Raw genomic sequence first — 17187 nt, forward strand, 5'->3', positions numbered from 1 at the left:
CAATGTTTGAGTTAATCTACTTTTAGCAAGCTAAGTGCTTCATGTGGATCAACTTCTAGAGCTGTACAATAACGAACAAACTCAATCACATCTAAACGGCGTTCTTGATTTTCAATCTTGCCGATAAACGAATGAGGCGTTCCCAGCACTTGTGCTAGGCTTCGCATTGTATGACCCTTTTCGTGGCGCTTACTTTTAAGCCACTTTGTTAGCTTTGCATTTTCTTCAGAAGAAACTGTTTTGCCCATCATTTTACATCTCCTACTAGATGATTTGACGTACCTATTAAAGCAGTAGTCTCTATCAATAGCTGTAGGCAAGTAAGCAGTCATACCATATTTTCAATAGCAAGCTATTGCTTAACAAAGCATGTGTTGCTACTCACTCCACCAATATAGCTAAAAAACTACGCTAATAATGTGGTAAAGATTTGTTTTTATTGAGAATGAAATTTTGCCCGTCTCATTCTTGGATACATTATATACTATTAACACTTTGGTTAAATAACTAATTACATACTCGGTACAAATATGAACACGAGTGAATATTTATAAACGCTGAATATTGACCTAAGTACTCAAAAAGTATTAATAAATTAATTTCTAGTTATAAAATATTTAAATGAATTTTTATAACAATTTTGTTCCAATTTATCGTCACATGTTTATGATTAAGCAATAATTAGCACCAAAAAGGCCGAATAATGTTCAGACTTCTTTTTTTATTACCGATTGTGTTGTGCTTGGGTTGGTACTTTTTTTTGCGCCACAACGGCGTACCAATTAAGCAAGGCAAAAAAGGCTTCATATACATTTTAGCGTTTTCTGCTTTTGTACTTGGCTTTTTTGTATTGATAATGCAAATAACCGAATACGCCCCAACCGATTTGTAGGCATTAAAAAAGCCGCAAAAGCGGCTTCATTCTATTTAGCGTTTGGCTGTTAAACGCTAAAGCTTGCACCACAACCACAGGTTGTTGTTGCATTAGGATTAGATACAAAAAAGCGTGCGCCTTCTAATCCTTCAGTGTAATCAACTTCACCGTCAACCAAATATTGAATGCTCATTGGATCGATAACGAGTGTTACACCATTTTTTACAATTTCTAAATCGCCAGGATTCGCTTTTTCATCAAAAGTAAAACCATATTGAAAACCAGAACAACCACCACCTGTTACATAAACACGCAGTTTTAAATCTGGATTTTCTTCTTCGTCGATTAACTGTTTAACGCGAACAGCAGCTGCATCGCTGAACTTAATTGGTAATTCTTCAGACATTTTAAAACCCTCAATATCGCAATGGCGTGATTATCTAATACCCGAGTGTTTTAATCAAGTATAGTAAAACAACTCTTTACTCTAAGTTATACCTATAAATTAGTAAAAAAGTGGTTAAACATTTGCTCACTAAAATAATACTTAAGCAAACTAAAAGCGACCCTTGTAAACTATAAATTCATTAAAAATTTTAGTTATAAAAAATAGGTCTTAATCTTTACTGCAAATTGTTAATATAAGTTACGAAAAATTCAAAATCACAAGGACTTAACTAAACTCTTTTGCTAAAATGCTGCTGAAAAATGCGGCGAGGAAATAATGCATGTGGCTTGAGCAACTCAGGCGTCGACTGGCAAAACCTAAAACATCTGTACAATTATGCTTATTAGGCGTAGTTGCCGGATTAATTGCTGCATTTTTTATTATTTTATTTCGCTTAACTATTTTGTTTTTTCAAAGCTTATTTTTGGAAACACCTGACGACTTTACTACCCTACCGACTCTTGAACGCGTTTTAATGCCATTAATAGCCGCATTTTTAATTGCGTGCTTTGCTGCATTTACTGGCTTTAAACATTACCGTTTAGGCATTCCTTTTGTTATTCATCGTATTAAACGCCATTACGGGCAAATGCCTTTATACAATACGGTTAATCAATTTGTTGGTGGCGCACTTGCACTCATTAGCGGTTTTTCGGTTGGCCGAGAAGGGCCTTCCGTACATATGGGCGCAACAGGTGCGAGTATTTTAGCGGATAAACTACATTTACCGCATAACGCCATGCGTACTTTAAGTGGTTGCGGCGTTGCAGCAGGTATAGCCGCTTCGTTTAATACCCCACTTGCAGCCGTTATTTTTGTAATGGAAGTGGTACTTCGAGAATATAAAGTACACATATTTGTGCCAATCATGCTTGCTGCTGTTACTGGTGCACTCGCTACGCAGTTTGTTTTTGGTGAAGGCTCTGAACTTGCACTCATTACAATAGCGCCATTAAGTGGTTGGCATTACCCTTATTTAATATTATGCGGTATGGCGCTGGGCGCTATAGCATTTAGCTTTAATCAAAACTTAATGCTAATTATTAAAACATTTAAACCTTTAAGTATGTTTCCTCGTTTACTAATCGCAGGCTGTATTGCCAGCTTGATAGCTTACGCGGTGCCTCATGCTATGGGTTCTGGTATGAGTGCGATTACTATCGCGGTTGAATCTCCTGATAACGTAAAGCTGCTTACTACCATTTTAATCGCTAAACTACTTGCCACATTGTTTGCTATTGGTTTGGGTATTCCGGGCGGTTTAATTGGTCCTGTAATTGGGCTTGGTGTATTAATTGGGACATTAATGGCCTTTTTTGCTCAATATATTAGCCCGGGTACTGATATTGCGGGTACGTATGGGGTTTTAGGTATGGCTGGATTATTAGCGGCTACACTGCATGCACCACTTGCTGCATTAACAACAGTAATGGAGCTTACATCATCACCTGAAATAATCGTTCCTGCGATGATAGTTATAACCACTGCATATGTAACTGCATTACAATTTTTTGGAAATCGCTCCATATTTTTGCAGCAATTAGATTTTCAGGGATTGCCGTACCATGTATCTCCCGCTACCGAAGCATTACAAAAAGTGGGAATAATGGATGATATGGATGAAGACTTTAAATTGCTTTACTCAGACGATAAAGAGCAAATAAAAAATACGCTTGATGCCATGGATAGCCAAACACCCTTGATTGTTTTTGACGAAGAAAATGGCTATCGCCTCGCTGAATACGATTTAACGCTAATGTCTGATGAAGCAATAAATATAAATTACATTAGCTTGCAGGGCATCAGCAGCCAAGCCACCCTAGCCGATGCATTCGATATACTAAAAGATAAAAGAAGTGGCGCGCTTTACGTTTATAACCTTTTAGATAATCAACAAATTATGGGGCTATTACGCTGGGATCAAATTCATCATATTTTAACCATTCGTAACAGCTTACTTTAAGCAATAAGGACTATTATGAGCGCATTATTGATTTATAAAACACTCCACATATTTTTTATGATTGCGTGGTTTGCCGGTATTTTTTACTTGCCTCGATTATTTGTATATCACGCAATGAGCGAAGAAAGATCATGTAACTCTATGCTTAAAGTTATGGAGCGCAGGTTACTTTATTTCGTAACCCCATTTGCTGTTTTAACGGCTGTATTTGGTGTGTTAACCATTGTTGAATATGGTCGTGATTGGTTTAAATACAGTATGTGGCTACATTACAAACTTGTACTGGTAATTATTTTATACCTATACCACGGCTACTGTTTTAAGTTATTAAGTGACTTTAAACATGACCGAAACACTAAAACAGACCGCTTTTACCGTATTTTTAATGAGCTCCCTGTTATTGCGCTGCTCATCATTGTGGCACTTGCGGTAATAAAACCTAATTTATAAGCGTTTCGGTGCATGTTAAACTGCGCTGCAATTTACAATACTTGCTATAACACGCGCGATTGCGTGCTCCATTTATGGATTATCGCGCCCATTTGATTGATTAGGAATTACCCCATGTTAAGTTTCCAAGGCGAACATATACTGTCTGTAAATCAGCTAGACAGAGACTGCATTGAACGTATTTTTGCAGTAGCTAAAAAAATGGAGCCTTATGCTAAAAAACAAAAGCAAACAACGGTGCTTAAAGGCGCTATTTTAGCTAATTTGTTTTTTGAACCAAGTACTCGCACGCGAGTTAGCTTTGGTACTGCCTTTAACTTACTTGGCGGCGGTGTACGTGAAACTACAGGTATGCAAAGCTCAGCGCTTGCAAAAGGTGAATCACTTTACGATACCGCACGCGTAATTTCAGCTTATGCCGATGCTGTTGCTATGCGTCACCCTGACGCAGGCTCAGTAAGTGAATTTGCTGATGGCTGTACTGTGCCGGTTATTAATGGCGGCGACGGCCCAAATGAGCACCCGACTCAAGCATTACTTGATTTATTAACCATTGAGCGTGAATTACACCGTTTTGATCAAAATATTGATGGCATGCATATAGCGCTTGTGGGTGATTTAAAATATGGTCGCACAGTGCATTCTCTATCAAAGCTATTGTGCCATTATAAAAACGTAAAGTTTTCGATGGTCGCGCCTGATGGCCTACAAATGCCAACGAGCATTTTAGATGCCGTAGAAAATGCAGGACACAAAATTGAGCTAGTAAACAAGATGGAAGGTAATTTAGCAGCCGATATTGTTTACCAAACACGTATTCAAGAAGAGCGCTTTCCTTCACAAGAAGAAGCAAATAAATACCGTGGCGGTTTTAGAATTAGCCAATCTATTTACAGCGCTCATTGCAAACCTAACTCTGTGTTAATGCATCCGTTACCACGTGATAGTCGCTTAGAAGCCAACGAGCTTGATAACGACTTAAACAGTAACGATAATTTAGCAATATTCCGCCAGGTACAAAATGGCGTATTAATTCGTATGGCACTGTTTGCTTTAACACTCGGCGTAGAAAATAAAGTCGATAAGTATGAAGTGGACGTACCTTGGTTTAGCCGCAAACGCGACAGCTAAACCCTCTTTAAGTGACAATTTATAGGATTTTTCATGACAATTAGCCAAGACTTATTTGAACGCGCTCAAGCCTCTATTCCAGGTGGCGTAAACTCGCCAGTTCGTGCTTTTAATGGTGTAGGCGGTACGCCGCTATTTATTACAAAAGCAGAAGGCGCGTTTACATTTGATGCCGACGGTAATCGTTACATTGATTATGTTGGCTCTTGGGGGCCTATGATCATGGGCCATAACCACCCTGCAATTAAACAAGCCGTGCACGAAGCAGTCGAAAATGGCCTTAGCTATGGTGCGCCAACTGAAGCCGAAATATTAATGGCTGAAAAAGTAAAAGAGCTGGTTCCATCAATCGAAAAAGTACGCATGGTTAGCTCAGGCACTGAAGCAACGATGAGTGCAATTCGTTTAGCACGTGGCTTTACCGGCCGCGATAAAATATTAAAATTTGAAGGTTGTTACCACGGCCATGCTGACTCGTTATTAGTTAAGGCAGGCTCTGGTGCACTAACAATGGGCGTACCTAATTCTCCTGGTATTCCTGAGGACTTTGCTAAGCATACACTTACTGTATCATTTAATAACCTAGATGAAGTAAAAGCTATTTTTGCAAAATACGCTGACGAAATTGCCTGTATTATTGTAGAGCCAGTAGCTGGTAACATGAACTGCATTCCACCAGTGCAAGGCTTTTTAGAAGGTTTGCGTGATGTGTGTGACGAATATAAGTCAGTACTTATTTTTGATGAAGTAATGACGGGTTTTCGTGTTGCACTTGGCGGTGCACAAGCGTATTACAACATTAAACCAGACCTTACGTGTTTAGGTAAAGTCATTGGCGGCGGCATGCCCGTTGGCGCGTTTGGTGGTAAAACCGAAATAATGGATTACATTGCGCCTGTGGGCCCTGTTTACCAAGCGGGTACTCTTTCTGGTAACCCTATTGCGATGGCTGCAGGTTTAAAATCACTTGAGCTATTATGTGAGCCAGGTCTACACGATAAGTTAGAAGCAACGTCTAAAGCAATTTGTGAAGGCTTTGAAGCGGGCGCTAAAAAAGCAGGCATTGCATTAACAACTAATTATGCTGGCGGCATGTATGGATTCTTTTTTACTGATGCTGAAAAAGTAACGACATACAAACAAGCTACTGAATGCGACCTAGAGCGCTTCAAACGTTTTTTCCACCTTATGCTTGAAGAAGGTGTGTACCTTGCTCCATCAGCATTTGAAGCTGGTTTTGTATGTGCTGCGCATACTGAGCAAGAAGTAAAAGAAACAATAGCGGCAGCAGAACGCTCGTTTGCTAAACTTTAAGTTAAAATTACTTTTTATATTTATAAGCACTTGTTTTTACAGTGTGTAATTAAGACTAAAGATTGAAAAAAGCCCGAAAGGGCTTTTTTTATTTGTAAAGTACTATAAATGAATGATAATTAAGCATAACAAGGTCTATTCACCTTTACCCTAATTACAAAAATACAAGAGAGCCTTATGTCAGGATTACGCCAATTTTCTTTTCCCGCTATCCAGCTAATGGCAAATTTAAAATACAAAACAAAAATAAGCTTAATGTTTGGAATTTTACTCGTTCCTCTTGCACTTAGTTTGTTTTTTTTAGTCTCATTATTAAGTGAAAGTATCGCTGTTTCAAAAATGCAGCAACAAGGTTTAAAAGGCTACAGGTCAATACTCTCAAATCAAATGCAGGGGGAAGCAAATCAAAATATAAAAATAGCTCGCTCACTCGGTTTTGATATAAAAGACGATCAAGCAAATGATGTACTTGAACTTGTTTCTATTCAGTCTAACTTAGCATTAGATAGCCAGTTAGCTAGTGCTTATGTAAACCGCTCTTTAGTCACGCCAATTCCTGCACTTATAATGCAAATAAACTCGACAGCGCAAAGCGCAAGCACTGTTTTGGCAAGTAATCGTTTTACGCCAGATACGTTTATAGCACTTTCAAATTTTAGTAAGTCACTTCCTTTATACGAAAAACAACTCGATAAAATACTCAATGTAGCCACCAATGCAGACAAGTCAGTAAATAAAGCGCTCATGCCCTCGTTAGATAATTTACACAGTGCTGTTGGTGCATTTAAAAAAGCGATAGATGAAAAACTACTTGAGCCAGACGATATTTTATTAACTCAATCAGAATTTACTAAACTAACAAACAATGTTCACAGCAGTATTAATCAACTTGTTAGTAAGAGTATTCCAACGCTTGAGAGCCTTATTGAAGCAAAACTGCAAACTCAACAGTGGACTCGAAATCTTGTTTTAGCCGCTTCATTGATTAGTTTGTTATTTGCATTTTATTTAATGATTGGTTTTTATTTTGCAGTTGTTGATACTATTAATCGCTTTGCTGATGCCGCTAACAGAGCCGCGAATGGCGACTTAAATGCCACTATCGATTCGAGTACTAATGATGAAATGGGAATTATTGCATCGCGCTACAATGCATTACTTAATGCATTTTCACATTTATTATTTGATGTTAAAGCAAGTACAGAAAAGCTATGCGGCGCAACTAAATCGCTATCACATGCGAGTAGCCAAACAAGCAATGATGTTTCAAAACAGCAAATTCGAGTAAATGCCATTTATAATGCACTCAGCGAAATGGCTCAAAACGCACTTGCTGTTGAAGAGTCAGCGCATCAAGCAACGCTTACTGCGCAAGATGCTGCTGCGCATGTAAAGCAAGGTTCTGACAATACAATGGAGCTTGCTAAATATATGCAAGATCTACAAATTGAATTTGCAGAGAGCCAACAAGCGCTCGATAAGCTAGCACAAGATAGCCAAGAAATTAGCAAAGTAAGTAAAGGTATTAGTGAGATAGCCGATCAAACAAACTTGCTTGCACTCAATGCCGCTATTGAAGCTGCACGAGCTGGCGAACATGGTCGAGGCTTTGCCGTTGTAGCTGATGAAGTAAGAACTCTTGCTCAGCGTACACAAACACAAACCCAAGAAATACATCAAATTATTAGCTCCTTACAACAAGCATCTGACGACACTCAGCAAAAAATGCGCTCAAGTGTTGAAAAAATGGAGCAATCGGTAAAAGCAGCCAATCAAACCAATGAAGTATTGCAAAGCGCAGAGCAAAGTATGGGCGACATTAAACATCAAGGTGAAGTTATTGCAGAGCGTGTTAAACAGCAGTCAAATGCGACAACACAGGCATTGAATGATTCGCAAGAGGTGAGCAATTTAGCAGATCAAACGCTAACATCAGCTCAATCAACGCTGCAAGATGCACAACAGCTAAGTCGCTTATCTAATGATTTAACCAAATCAATGCAGTTTTTTAAATCTTAAGCGTTAACTACAACTTACAACAAAGCCGCTAAATAAGCTGTCTCTTATACACAAATCCCTGCTAAGAAATTAGCGGGGATTTTTTTGAACTAAATCTCAATGTCATGATCAGATCTTCAAATCTTGTTTGAGGGCACATTATGATTAACGAACATACTCATTGGGCAAAACAACAATTCGGTAAATCGGACTTAGGTGATCCAAGAAGAACAGCGCGTCTGGTAAAGTTAGCATCAACGCTTGCAAATGAACCAGGAAAACCACTTGTGAACATCACTCAATCCCCCGCCGATATGGAAGGTGCCTACCGCTTTATTCGCAACGAGAATATTGACGCAACGGCTATAGCAGAGTCAGGCTTTAAAGCCACGGTTGAACAAGCAAAAAGTCATAACTTATTACTCGCATTAGAAGACACGACCACACTAATTTATAAACATTCCTCCATTCGAGATGATTTGGGTCATGTCGGACGAGGAGCAAAACAACGAGGCTTGTTAGCTCATAGCGTATTACTGTTTGCGCCAGACACAAAGCAAGTTGTGGGATTAATTGAACAGTCTCGCTGGAGTCGTGATATCAACACGATTGGAAAAAGAGAAAAACACGCGACGACTTCTTACGAAGAAAAAGAAAGTTACAAGTGGGAGTCAGCGTCACGAGCGATGGCAGAGCGGCTGCAAGGACAAATGGCGAACGTGATATCGGTGTGTGACCGCGAAGCGGACATCTACGAATACTTGCAGTATAAACTGAGCGAGCAGCAACGATTCGTCGTACGCTCGATGCAAAGTCGTCATATTGAAGAAGGTGAGGATAAGCTCTATGCGTTTGCAAGCGAGCTGATGAGTGCAGGCACCAAACACATCCACATTGCACAAAAAGGAGGAAGAAAAGCCCGAAGCGCAACACTGGATATCACCTATGCGCCAGTGACACTCAAAGCGCCTTACAATAAGAAAGGACACTCCCTCCCAGTTTACTATGTCGGCTGTGCAGAGCGAGGAAACGCTGAGAACGGCTTAAGCTGGCACCTATTAACCAGTGAACCAGTCACCAGCAAAGAAGACGCTTTAGCTATCATCACCTACTATGAGCACCGTTGGCTTGTAGAGGAATACCATAAAGTCTGGAAAAGTGATGGTACGGATATCGAAAGTTTACGCCTTCAAAGCCAAGATAACATGGAAAGATTGGTGACGATTAATGGCTTTATTGCGACGCGAATATTGCAACTAAAGTTCACCAATGAGCAGCCTGATTCTCCAAGTTGTGAACAACTGTTATCTCCCAAAGCATGGAAGTTATTGTGGTTAAAGAGAATAAAAACACCATTGCCTGAAACTGCTCCAAATATGTCATGGGCGTATCAGGAACTGGCAAAGTTAGGAGGCTGGAAAGATACCAAGCGCACAGGGCGTGCATCTGTGAAAGTGTTATGGCAAGGATGGCTTAAGTTACAAGCCATCCTGGAAGGCTACGATTTAGCAAAATCTCTTGAGTCAGACTTGTGATCAAGAGACAGCTAAATAAGCGGCTTTGTTGTTTAAAGTAATCTTAAATTAACGAATACATTGTGGTCTTGGCTCAAACTCACTCGCTCTAAGCGGTAGCTGAATCACCTTGCCACATCCTGGTGGTGCCTGCTTACCCGTTTGCTCATTTACAAATGCCCAGCGTATTGATGGAGGACGCGTATCAGCTATTGCTTGTGGATTAAGTGGCTTTAAGTAACGAATATACGCTTCTAATGCGCCCACGCTGCCTGTTAAACCCGTGCTTTTGTTGTCGTCTCGACCAAGCCACGCAACAGTCACAGTATTTTGATCAAAGCCTGCAAACCAACTATCACGTAAATCGTTACTAGTTCCTGTTTTACCTGCTAGTTGGATTGATGGGAAGTGTAAATTTAAGCGTTTAGCAGTGCCGTCTTTCGTTACGCGTTTCATCGCGTATTTAGTCATATACATTGCAGATTTATCAAAACGAGGCTCTGCATTTACTTTATGCTTATAAAGTACTTTACCAACCGAGTCAGTTAATGCCGAAATTGCAGTGAGCTTTTTATATTCGCCATCTGCAGCAATTGTCGTATAAAGCTGAGCAACTTCAAAACTCGACATTTCAACAGCCCCTAAAAGCAACGATGGGTATTCGTTTATCGCCCCTTTAGCGCCTAATCCTTTTAGTGTTTTCGCGACTTTATCAACACCTACATCGAGGCCTAAATTAACCGCTGGAATATTAATACTGTTACTAAATGCTTTATAAAGAGGGATTGCTCCACGGTATTTATGATCAAAATTTTCTGGTTGCCACACTTTTCCCTGCTCATTTGTAACCTGTACTGGCGAGTCATCAAGCAAAGTAGCTAAATTATAATGTGGTAATTGCAATGCGCTTAAATACACAGCCGGTTTTACCAGCGAGCCAATATTACGCTTTGTATCTAAAACACGGTTAAACCCTGAATAACGAACATCGCGCCCTGCAACAAGTGCAGATACACCGCCCTTTTCTACATTAACAGAGATCATGGCTGCTTCTAGTTTTTCGGTTCTAGGACGATTTTCCAGGTACGGTAAGCTCTTTTCAATAGACTCTTCCATTGCTGTTTGCTTTTGTAAGTCAAAATAAGTAAATACTCTTACGCCAGCATCAAGTGTTTGCTGATCTGGCAATAATTCATTTAGTTCTCTGTTTACTAACTCTAAATAGCCTGGATATGATTTTTGTAAACTCGCTTTCATTGGCGCAATATCAATTGGACGATTAAGCGATGCACGGTACTCTTTTGTGCTAAGTAGCTTGTTTTCAACCATAAGGCGAAGCACTAAGTCTCGGCGCTCCATTGTGCGCTCTTTATAGCGACGTGGGTTGTAATAAGATGGACCTTTAACCATTGCCACCAGCAAAGCAATTTGATCGTACTCAAGCTCATCTACTGGCTTTGAAAAGTAAAAGTCAGCAGCAAGCCCCATACCGTGCACACCTTGGTTGTATGACTGCCCTAGGTATACTTCATTTAAGTAAGCTTCTAATATCTGATCTTTTGAATAACGATAATCTAAAATAAGGGCAATAAAGGCCTCATTTATTTTTCGTACTAAAGAGCGCTCACGCGTTAGGTAAATATTTTTAGCTAATTGCTGAGTAAGCGTACTGCCACCTTGAACGGTGCGCCCCGCTTTAATATTAGAATAAAGCGCGCGTAAAATAGAAAACACTGATACACCATGATGTTCGTAAAAATCACGGTCTTCAACCACCAATAGCGTATCTTTTAGCATTGCTGGAAACTTATCTAGTGGTACAAATTCTCTATCTTGTTTAGAGTCATTACCAATACGCGCTATTTGCACAGGCTCTAGACGAGCAGAATTTAAACGCCTGCCAAATTTATCTTTAATGGTCGCAACTTTTTGCCCTGCAAAGCGAAGTTCAATAATATGTGATTCTTCAAGGCCATCATAAAATTCAAAATCACGACGATAAATCTTGATGCTATCTGCTGTTTTAACAAACTGCCCTGTGCGGCTTAATCTATTAACCGATGAATAATTTAAACGCTCTAGCTCAAACACTACTTCCTGACTTGATAAAAATTGCCCCGGATAAAACTCCATAGAACGAGCATACACTTGCGCTGGAAGTTGCCATTTATTACCTTCAAATATACGCGTTGTTTTTGAATCTAAATAAATGAAATACATTGCCATTGCAATAAAAACAGCCAAGCTTAGTTTCCAAAACACTGACCATGTTTTTCTCATAAAAGAGCGTTTAACAGTGGTTTCCACTGTTTTTTTACTGCCCTTTGAGGTGCTTTTTTTTGTCTTGCTTGACGATTTACTTGCACGTTTAACTGCAGGTTTACTGGTAGGTGTTTTTTTATTGTCGGCCATTTAAGTGTAATTTATTCCAAGGGTTATTCACGAGTGTGAGCTTAGCATATTGGATATATCCTAACATCCGAAAAGTTAACCCTCCCTGAAACAAAAAAAGCCCTACCGAAGTAGGGCTTTGTGTAAACACACTATTATTTAAATAAACTATTAGCTATTTCGAACAGAAACAAACTCTGGGTAGGCTTCAATACCACAATCGTGTTGATCCATACCGTTTAGTTCTTCTTCTTCGGTTACTCGTATACCCATTGTTTTGTTAAGCACAGTCCAAACAATAAATGATGCTACAAATACAAAGGCAAGAATACATACTAGACCCGTTAACTGATTAACAAAGCTTGCGTCACCATTGGTTAGCGGTACTAACATAATACCTAATGCGCCACACGTACCATGAACAGAGATAGCACCCACTGGATCGTCAATCTTAACTTTATCAAGTGCTATGATACTAAATATAACAAGTGCACCACCAAGTAGACCAAGTAGACATGCCATTAATGGTGATGGAGATAGAGGGTCTGCTGTTATAACAACTAAGCCAGCTAATGCACCATTTAAGACCATTGTTAAATCTGATTTACCCCAAAGTACTTTACATACAAACAGTGCTGCAATAGCACCCATTGCAGCTGCTGCATTGGTGTTAAGTAATATTTGGCCTACTGCAGTTGCGTTTTCTTTATCCGAAAGTAGTAATTGAGAACCACCGTTAAAGCCAAACCAACCCATCCATAAAATAAATGTACCTAGTGTAGCAAGTGGTAAGTTTGAACCTGGAATTGGGTATATTTCACCGTTCTTACCATATTTACCTTTACGAGCACCTAGGATTAATACACCAGCTAGTGCAGCGGCTGCACCTGCGCCATGCACAATTGCAGAACCTGCAAAATCAACAAAGCCCATTTCAGATAAGAAACCACCACCCCATGTCCAGTAACCTTCAATAGGGTAAATAAAACCAGTTAGTACTACAGCAAAACCTAGGAAAGCCCACAGTTTCATACGCTCAGCAACTGCACCCGATACAATCGACATAGCGGTTGCAACAAATACTACTTGGAAGAAAAAGTCAGATTCTAAAGAATGGTCAGCATCGGCAGCTTGTGTACCAATTAAAGCGCCTATTGAAGGAATAAAACCACCTTCGGCATTGTCTACATACATAATGTTGTAGCCAACTAATAAAAACATCGTACATGCAATTGAATATAGCGCGACATTTTTAGTTAAAATTTCAGCTGTGTTTTTAGAGCGAACTAAGCCCGCCTCTAGCATGGCAAAACCTGCTGCCATCCACATTACTAATATACCTGATATTAAAAAATAGAAGGTATCGAGTGAAAACTTTAGTTCTATTATTGTATTTTCCATGAGACCCCCTTAAATTGCTTCTTCGTCAAGTTCGCCAGTACGGATACGAACAATTTGATCCAAGTCGTACACGAAAATTTTACCGTCACCAATTTTACCTGTTGATGCAATTTTAGTGATTGCTTCAACAACGCGTTGACAATTTTCAGTACGAGTTGCAATTTCAAGTTTGATCTTAGGAATAAAATCTACTTGGTATTCTGCACCACGATATAACTCAGTATGACCTCGTTGACGTCCAAAACCTTTAACATCAACTACTGTCATCCCCTCAATTCCTAAATCAGCGAGTGCTTCACGCACGTCGTCTAATTTAAATGGTTTTATGATTGCACTAATCATTTTCATAGCGGCCCCCTCGGACTCTTTATTGTTATCTTATTGAGTTAAACAATCCAACCTTTGTGCCACTATTTTATATCAATTAAAAACAGCTACTTAGTAACAAACACAAACTCAAGATTAAAAAAAACGCACCAATTAGGTGCGTTAATTTAACAAGTCAGCTACATTGGTGCGTGCTATATCTCTATATATTTATCACGTACCTAGCTTTGTTTAAGAAGGGTTATACCACGCAGTTTCTGCCTTGGTTTTTAGCTTCGTATAATGCTTTGTCAGCAACACGCATAGCCTGCGTTAGACTAGTGTCTTGAAAGTCAGCCAAGCCTATACTCGTGGTAATTTTAATTGATTTATCGCTAATAGAAAAATCGTAACTAGCCATCTTTTTCCTAAATGCTTCAAAGTATTCACGACCGCGTTCTAGCTCTATTTCAGGTAATATTATGGCAAACTCTTCTCCGCCAACCCGTGCAACCGTAAACTTTGAAAACGTAGATCGTATTAATGAACCAACCTGCTTTAAAGCCTGATCGCCGCCTTCATGGCCTAATGTATCGTTAATGTTTTTGAAAAAATCGATATCAAGCAATGCCAAAGTATTTTTCTGGTTTTTACTTTTAAGGAGCTTTTCTGCATATTGATAAAAGTAACGTCGGTTATGAAGCCCTGTTAAGTGATCCCTATGTGCGCTTTCTTTAATATCTGAAATTAACGACAGTTGCTCCATTGTTTGAAGTACTCGACAATGAAACTCTTCATTCATAAATGGCTTTGTTAAAAAGTCATTGGCACCGTATTTAATAAACCGTGCTGATAGGCCATGCTTTCCCGCGCCCGACAAGCCAATAATTGCTAAGTCGTCTCGGCCTCTAAAATTACGTACCGCTTTGACTAGTTCAAAGCCATCCATAGAGGGCATAGCGTAGTCGGTCATAAGTAGCTTTATATCAGGATTAGCTTTTAATATTTCGAGTGCTTGTTGTCCATCGTGGGCATCTGTTACATCAAACAATTGCTTTTCTAGCATTTGCTTCATTAACGAGCGACTTAGTAATGAGTCATCTGCTATTAGTGCTTTACAGCCTTGATTTCTGAGTAATTGCGCAACGAGCTTAACGGCATAATGGTAAGAATCGCGATTATCTTTAATAACATAATCAACTACGCCCAATTCAAGCATTTGTTGGCGCTTGTACTCATCTATTTTTGAGGTTAAAACAACCGTAGGAATTTTTTTAGATAAAGTATATTTTGCAACTTCACCGTGCGGAGCATCGGGTAGAGTTAGATCAACTAACGCAAGCGTATAATCGTGCTTTTCTACATAGGTTACGCATTCTGCTAGAGACCAAGCAAAATCAATTGCTACATCAAGGTATTGTGCAGTTAAGTGGCGAAGCACCTGCTGCACGACTTTACTGTCTTCAACCACTAATACTCTTTGCATAAAGCTTCTCTTTACCTTTAATTAATTTTGTAACAAAACGACAAATACAACGCTATTACTGCAATAGCATTAGCCATAAACATCCGGTGTAGAGTGCACTTATGTGCTTGAAAGCGTAATCCATTAGATTTTTTTGGTGATAGCTTGTATATAAAATCAATACAAGTAGGCCCGCAATATACCTGAATTCTGTGATTAACTAAATAAAGAAACCAAATCCCAAATAACTATAAAAGTGGTTAGCACGCGTCTCTAAGCGCATTAATACCTTACTTAACTAGTATTATCGGCCACTAGTCTCAATACTTTTGTTATTTAACTCATTAATGTCTTTAATGGTGTATCAACAATAATAAGGACACCTAATGAAGCTTAGTCGTATTATCAGTTTACCGATAACCGTTATTGCATTAATAATCAGTACAAGCACGCTTGCCGATAACCAACGTCGTATTGATGTAGACAGCAAAGTTGTTACTCAACATAAAGCTAAAATCAACGGTCAACGCTTTAATTACACCGTTGCCACAGGCACACAACCTGTATGGGATGATAAAGGAGACGCGGTTGCGACATTGCAATACACCTACTATACACGCGATAAAGTTGACGACAGGACAACTCGTCCATTACTTATTTCGTTTAATGGCGGGCCAGGTTCGGCTTCTGTATGGATGCACCTTGCTTATACTGGCCCTCGCGTATTAAAAATTGATGACGAAGGCTATCCAATTCAACCTTATGGCGTAAAAGACAACCCATATTCTGTACTTGATATTGCCGATATTGTTTACGTAAACCCTGTAAATACAGGCTACTCTCGCGTACTTGAAAACGAAAAAGGCGAACTTCCTTCTAAAGCAAAACAAAAAGAGCTATTTTTTGGTGTTAATGCCGATATTAAATACCTTGCAGAGTGGTTAAATACTTTTGTAAATAGAGCTGAGCGCTGGCGATCGCCTAAATTTTTAATTGGTGAAAGCTACGGTACAACACGTGTATCGGGTCTTGCTCATGAGCTTCAAAATAGTCAATGGATGTACATAAACGGTGTTGTTCTCGTATCACCCACTGATATTGGTATTAAACGCGACGGCCCGATTAAAGCCGCTAACCGCCTACCTTACTTTGCAGCGACTGCTTGGTATCACAAAGCACTTAAAGCCGATTTACAAGCTAAAGATCTAGATGAGTTATTACCTGAAGTTGAAGAATTTACTGTAAACGAGTTAATCCCAGCGCTTGCTAAGGGTGGCTTTATTAATGCTGAAGAAAAACGTCGAATAATTACAAAAATGGCACACTACGCTGGCTTATCAGAAAAGTTTGTTGAACAAAATAACTTGGATATTCCAACTCGATTTTTCTGGAAAGAGCTACTACGTGAACGTGGTCAAACTGTGGGTCGCTTAGATTCTCGTTATTTAGGAATAGATAAACGAGGCGCGGGTGAATCCCCAGACTACTGGGCTGAACTTACCTCTTGGTTACACTCTTTCACTCCTGCAATTAATCACTACTTACGTGAAGAGCTAAACTATAAAACAGATGTAAAATATAATTTATTTGGTAATGTTCACCCATGGGATAGAACCGGTAATAATACGGGCGAAAATCTACGTTTAGCAATGGCGCAAAACCCTTACTTAAACGTGATGATTCAATCAGGATACTTTGATGGTGCAACCAATTACTTTGACGCTAAATATACGTTATGGCAATTAGACCCAAGCGGTAAAATGAAAGACCGTTTGAGCTTTAAAGGCTACAGAAGTGGGCATATGATGTACCTTCGCCACGCTGACTTAGAAAGCTCTAATAACGATTTACGTGACTTTATACAGGACGCTTTACCTAAGAAAGGGGAAGCGGCTAAATACTAAAATATTTAAAACATAAAATGGCTCTTTA

The 17187-nt window shown here is 39.3% G+C and carries 14 protein-coding genes; 8 read left to right on the forward strand and 6 right to left on the reverse strand.

Going from position 1 to position 17187, the window contains the following annotated elements; translation table 11 throughout:
* Positions 1-11 precede the first annotated feature (11 nt).
* Positions 12-251 (reverse strand): helix-turn-helix domain-containing protein, encoded by a 240-nt coding sequence (locus PARC_RS13245; RefSeq protein ID WP_007584874.1) that lies wholly within the window; start codon positions 249-251, stop codon positions 12-14.
* Positions 252-703: 452 nt separating this feature from the next.
* Between PARC_RS13245 and PARC_RS13250 the strand changes: the two genes are divergently transcribed.
* Entirely contained in the window at positions 704-892 is a 189-nt protein-coding gene (locus PARC_RS13250) for a hypothetical protein (RefSeq protein ID WP_010555198.1), read from the forward strand.
* 49 nt (positions 893-941) lie between these two features.
* Here PARC_RS13250 and erpA read toward each other — a convergent pair whose 3' ends face one another.
* Positions 942-1280 carry an iron-sulfur cluster insertion protein ErpA gene (gene erpA, locus PARC_RS13255; protein WP_002958911.1) on the reverse strand — a complete coding sequence of 113 codons (339 nt, stop codon included), beginning with the start codon at positions 1278-1280 and terminating at the stop codon, positions 942-944.
* Positions 1281-1602: 322 nt separating this feature from the next.
* Between erpA and PARC_RS13260 the strand changes: the two genes are divergently transcribed.
* From PARC_RS13260 to PARC_RS13285, 6 genes are all read left to right on the forward strand, one after another.
* The gene (locus PARC_RS13260; RefSeq protein ID WP_007584866.1) at positions 1603-3285 is read left to right on the forward strand and encodes a chloride channel protein; all 1683 of its coding nucleotides are present in this window, start codon (positions 1603-1605) and stop codon (positions 3283-3285) included.
* A 15-nt stretch (positions 3286-3300) separates the two neighbouring features.
* The gene (locus PARC_RS13265; RefSeq protein ID WP_007584864.1) at positions 3301-3735 is read left to right on the forward strand and encodes a CopD family protein; all 435 of its coding nucleotides are present in this window, start codon (positions 3301-3303) and stop codon (positions 3733-3735) included.
* A gap of 114 nt (positions 3736-3849) precedes the next feature.
* A complete protein-coding gene (locus PARC_RS13270) occupies positions 3850-4866 on the forward strand; it encodes an aspartate carbamoyltransferase (protein WP_007584862.1) in 1017 nt (338 codons plus the stop codon).
* A gap of 33 nt (positions 4867-4899) precedes the next feature.
* Positions 4900-6180 carry a glutamate-1-semialdehyde 2,1-aminomutase gene (gene hemL / locus PARC_RS13275; RefSeq protein WP_010555199.1) on the forward strand — a complete coding sequence of 427 codons (1281 nt, stop codon included), beginning with the start codon at positions 4900-4902 and terminating at the stop codon, positions 6178-6180.
* 177 nt (positions 6181-6357) lie between these two features.
* Entirely contained in the window at positions 6358-8199 is a 1842-nt protein-coding gene (locus PARC_RS13280; protein WP_010555200.1) for a methyl-accepting chemotaxis protein, read from the forward strand.
* 140 nt (positions 8200-8339) lie between these two features.
* On the forward strand, positions 8340-9713 hold the full coding sequence (locus PARC_RS13285; RefSeq protein WP_096058041.1) for an IS4 family transposase: 1374 nt from the start codon (positions 8340-8342) through the stop codon (positions 9711-9713).
* Positions 9714-9761: 48 nt separating this feature from the next.
* Here the strand turns inward: PARC_RS13285 and mrcB are convergent, their stop codons facing one another.
* The 4 genes from mrcB to PARC_RS13305 all read right to left on the reverse strand — a co-directional run bounded on the left by mrcB (position 9762) and on the right by PARC_RS13305 (position 15276).
* Positions 9762-12104: a penicillin-binding protein 1B gene (gene mrcB / locus PARC_RS13290; RefSeq protein ID WP_010555510.1), complete on the reverse strand. Its 2343-nt coding sequence runs from the start codon at positions 12102-12104 to the stop codon at positions 9762-9764.
* Between the two features lie 150 nt (positions 12105-12254).
* Positions 12255-13484, reverse strand: coding sequence for an ammonium transporter AmtB (amtB, locus tag PARC_RS13295; RefSeq protein ID WP_010555509.1), 1230 nt, complete (start codon positions 13482-13484; stop codon positions 12255-12257).
* Between the two features lie 9 nt (positions 13485-13493).
* The gene (locus PARC_RS13300; RefSeq protein ID WP_004587162.1) at positions 13494-13832 is read right to left on the reverse strand and encodes a P-II family nitrogen regulator; all 339 of its coding nucleotides are present in this window, start codon (positions 13830-13832) and stop codon (positions 13494-13496) included.
* A gap of 220 nt (positions 13833-14052) precedes the next feature.
* Positions 14053-15276: a response regulator gene (locus PARC_RS13305; RefSeq protein WP_010555508.1), complete on the reverse strand. Its 1224-nt coding sequence runs from the start codon at positions 15274-15276 to the stop codon at positions 14053-14055.
* A 365-nt stretch (positions 15277-15641) separates the two neighbouring features.
* On the opposite strand from PARC_RS13305, the gene PARC_RS13310 reads away from it, so the two are divergent.
* Complete coding sequence (locus tag PARC_RS13310) at positions 15642-17159, forward strand: S10 family peptidase (RefSeq protein ID WP_010555507.1); 1518 nt, start codon at positions 15642-15644, stop codon at positions 17157-17159.
* Positions 17160-17187: the final 28 nt, after the last annotated feature.

The sequence above is a fragment of the Pseudoalteromonas arctica A 37-1-2 genome, assembly GCF_000238395.3.
Lineage (GTDB): Bacteria > Pseudomonadota > Gammaproteobacteria > Enterobacterales > Alteromonadaceae > Pseudoalteromonas > Pseudoalteromonas arctica.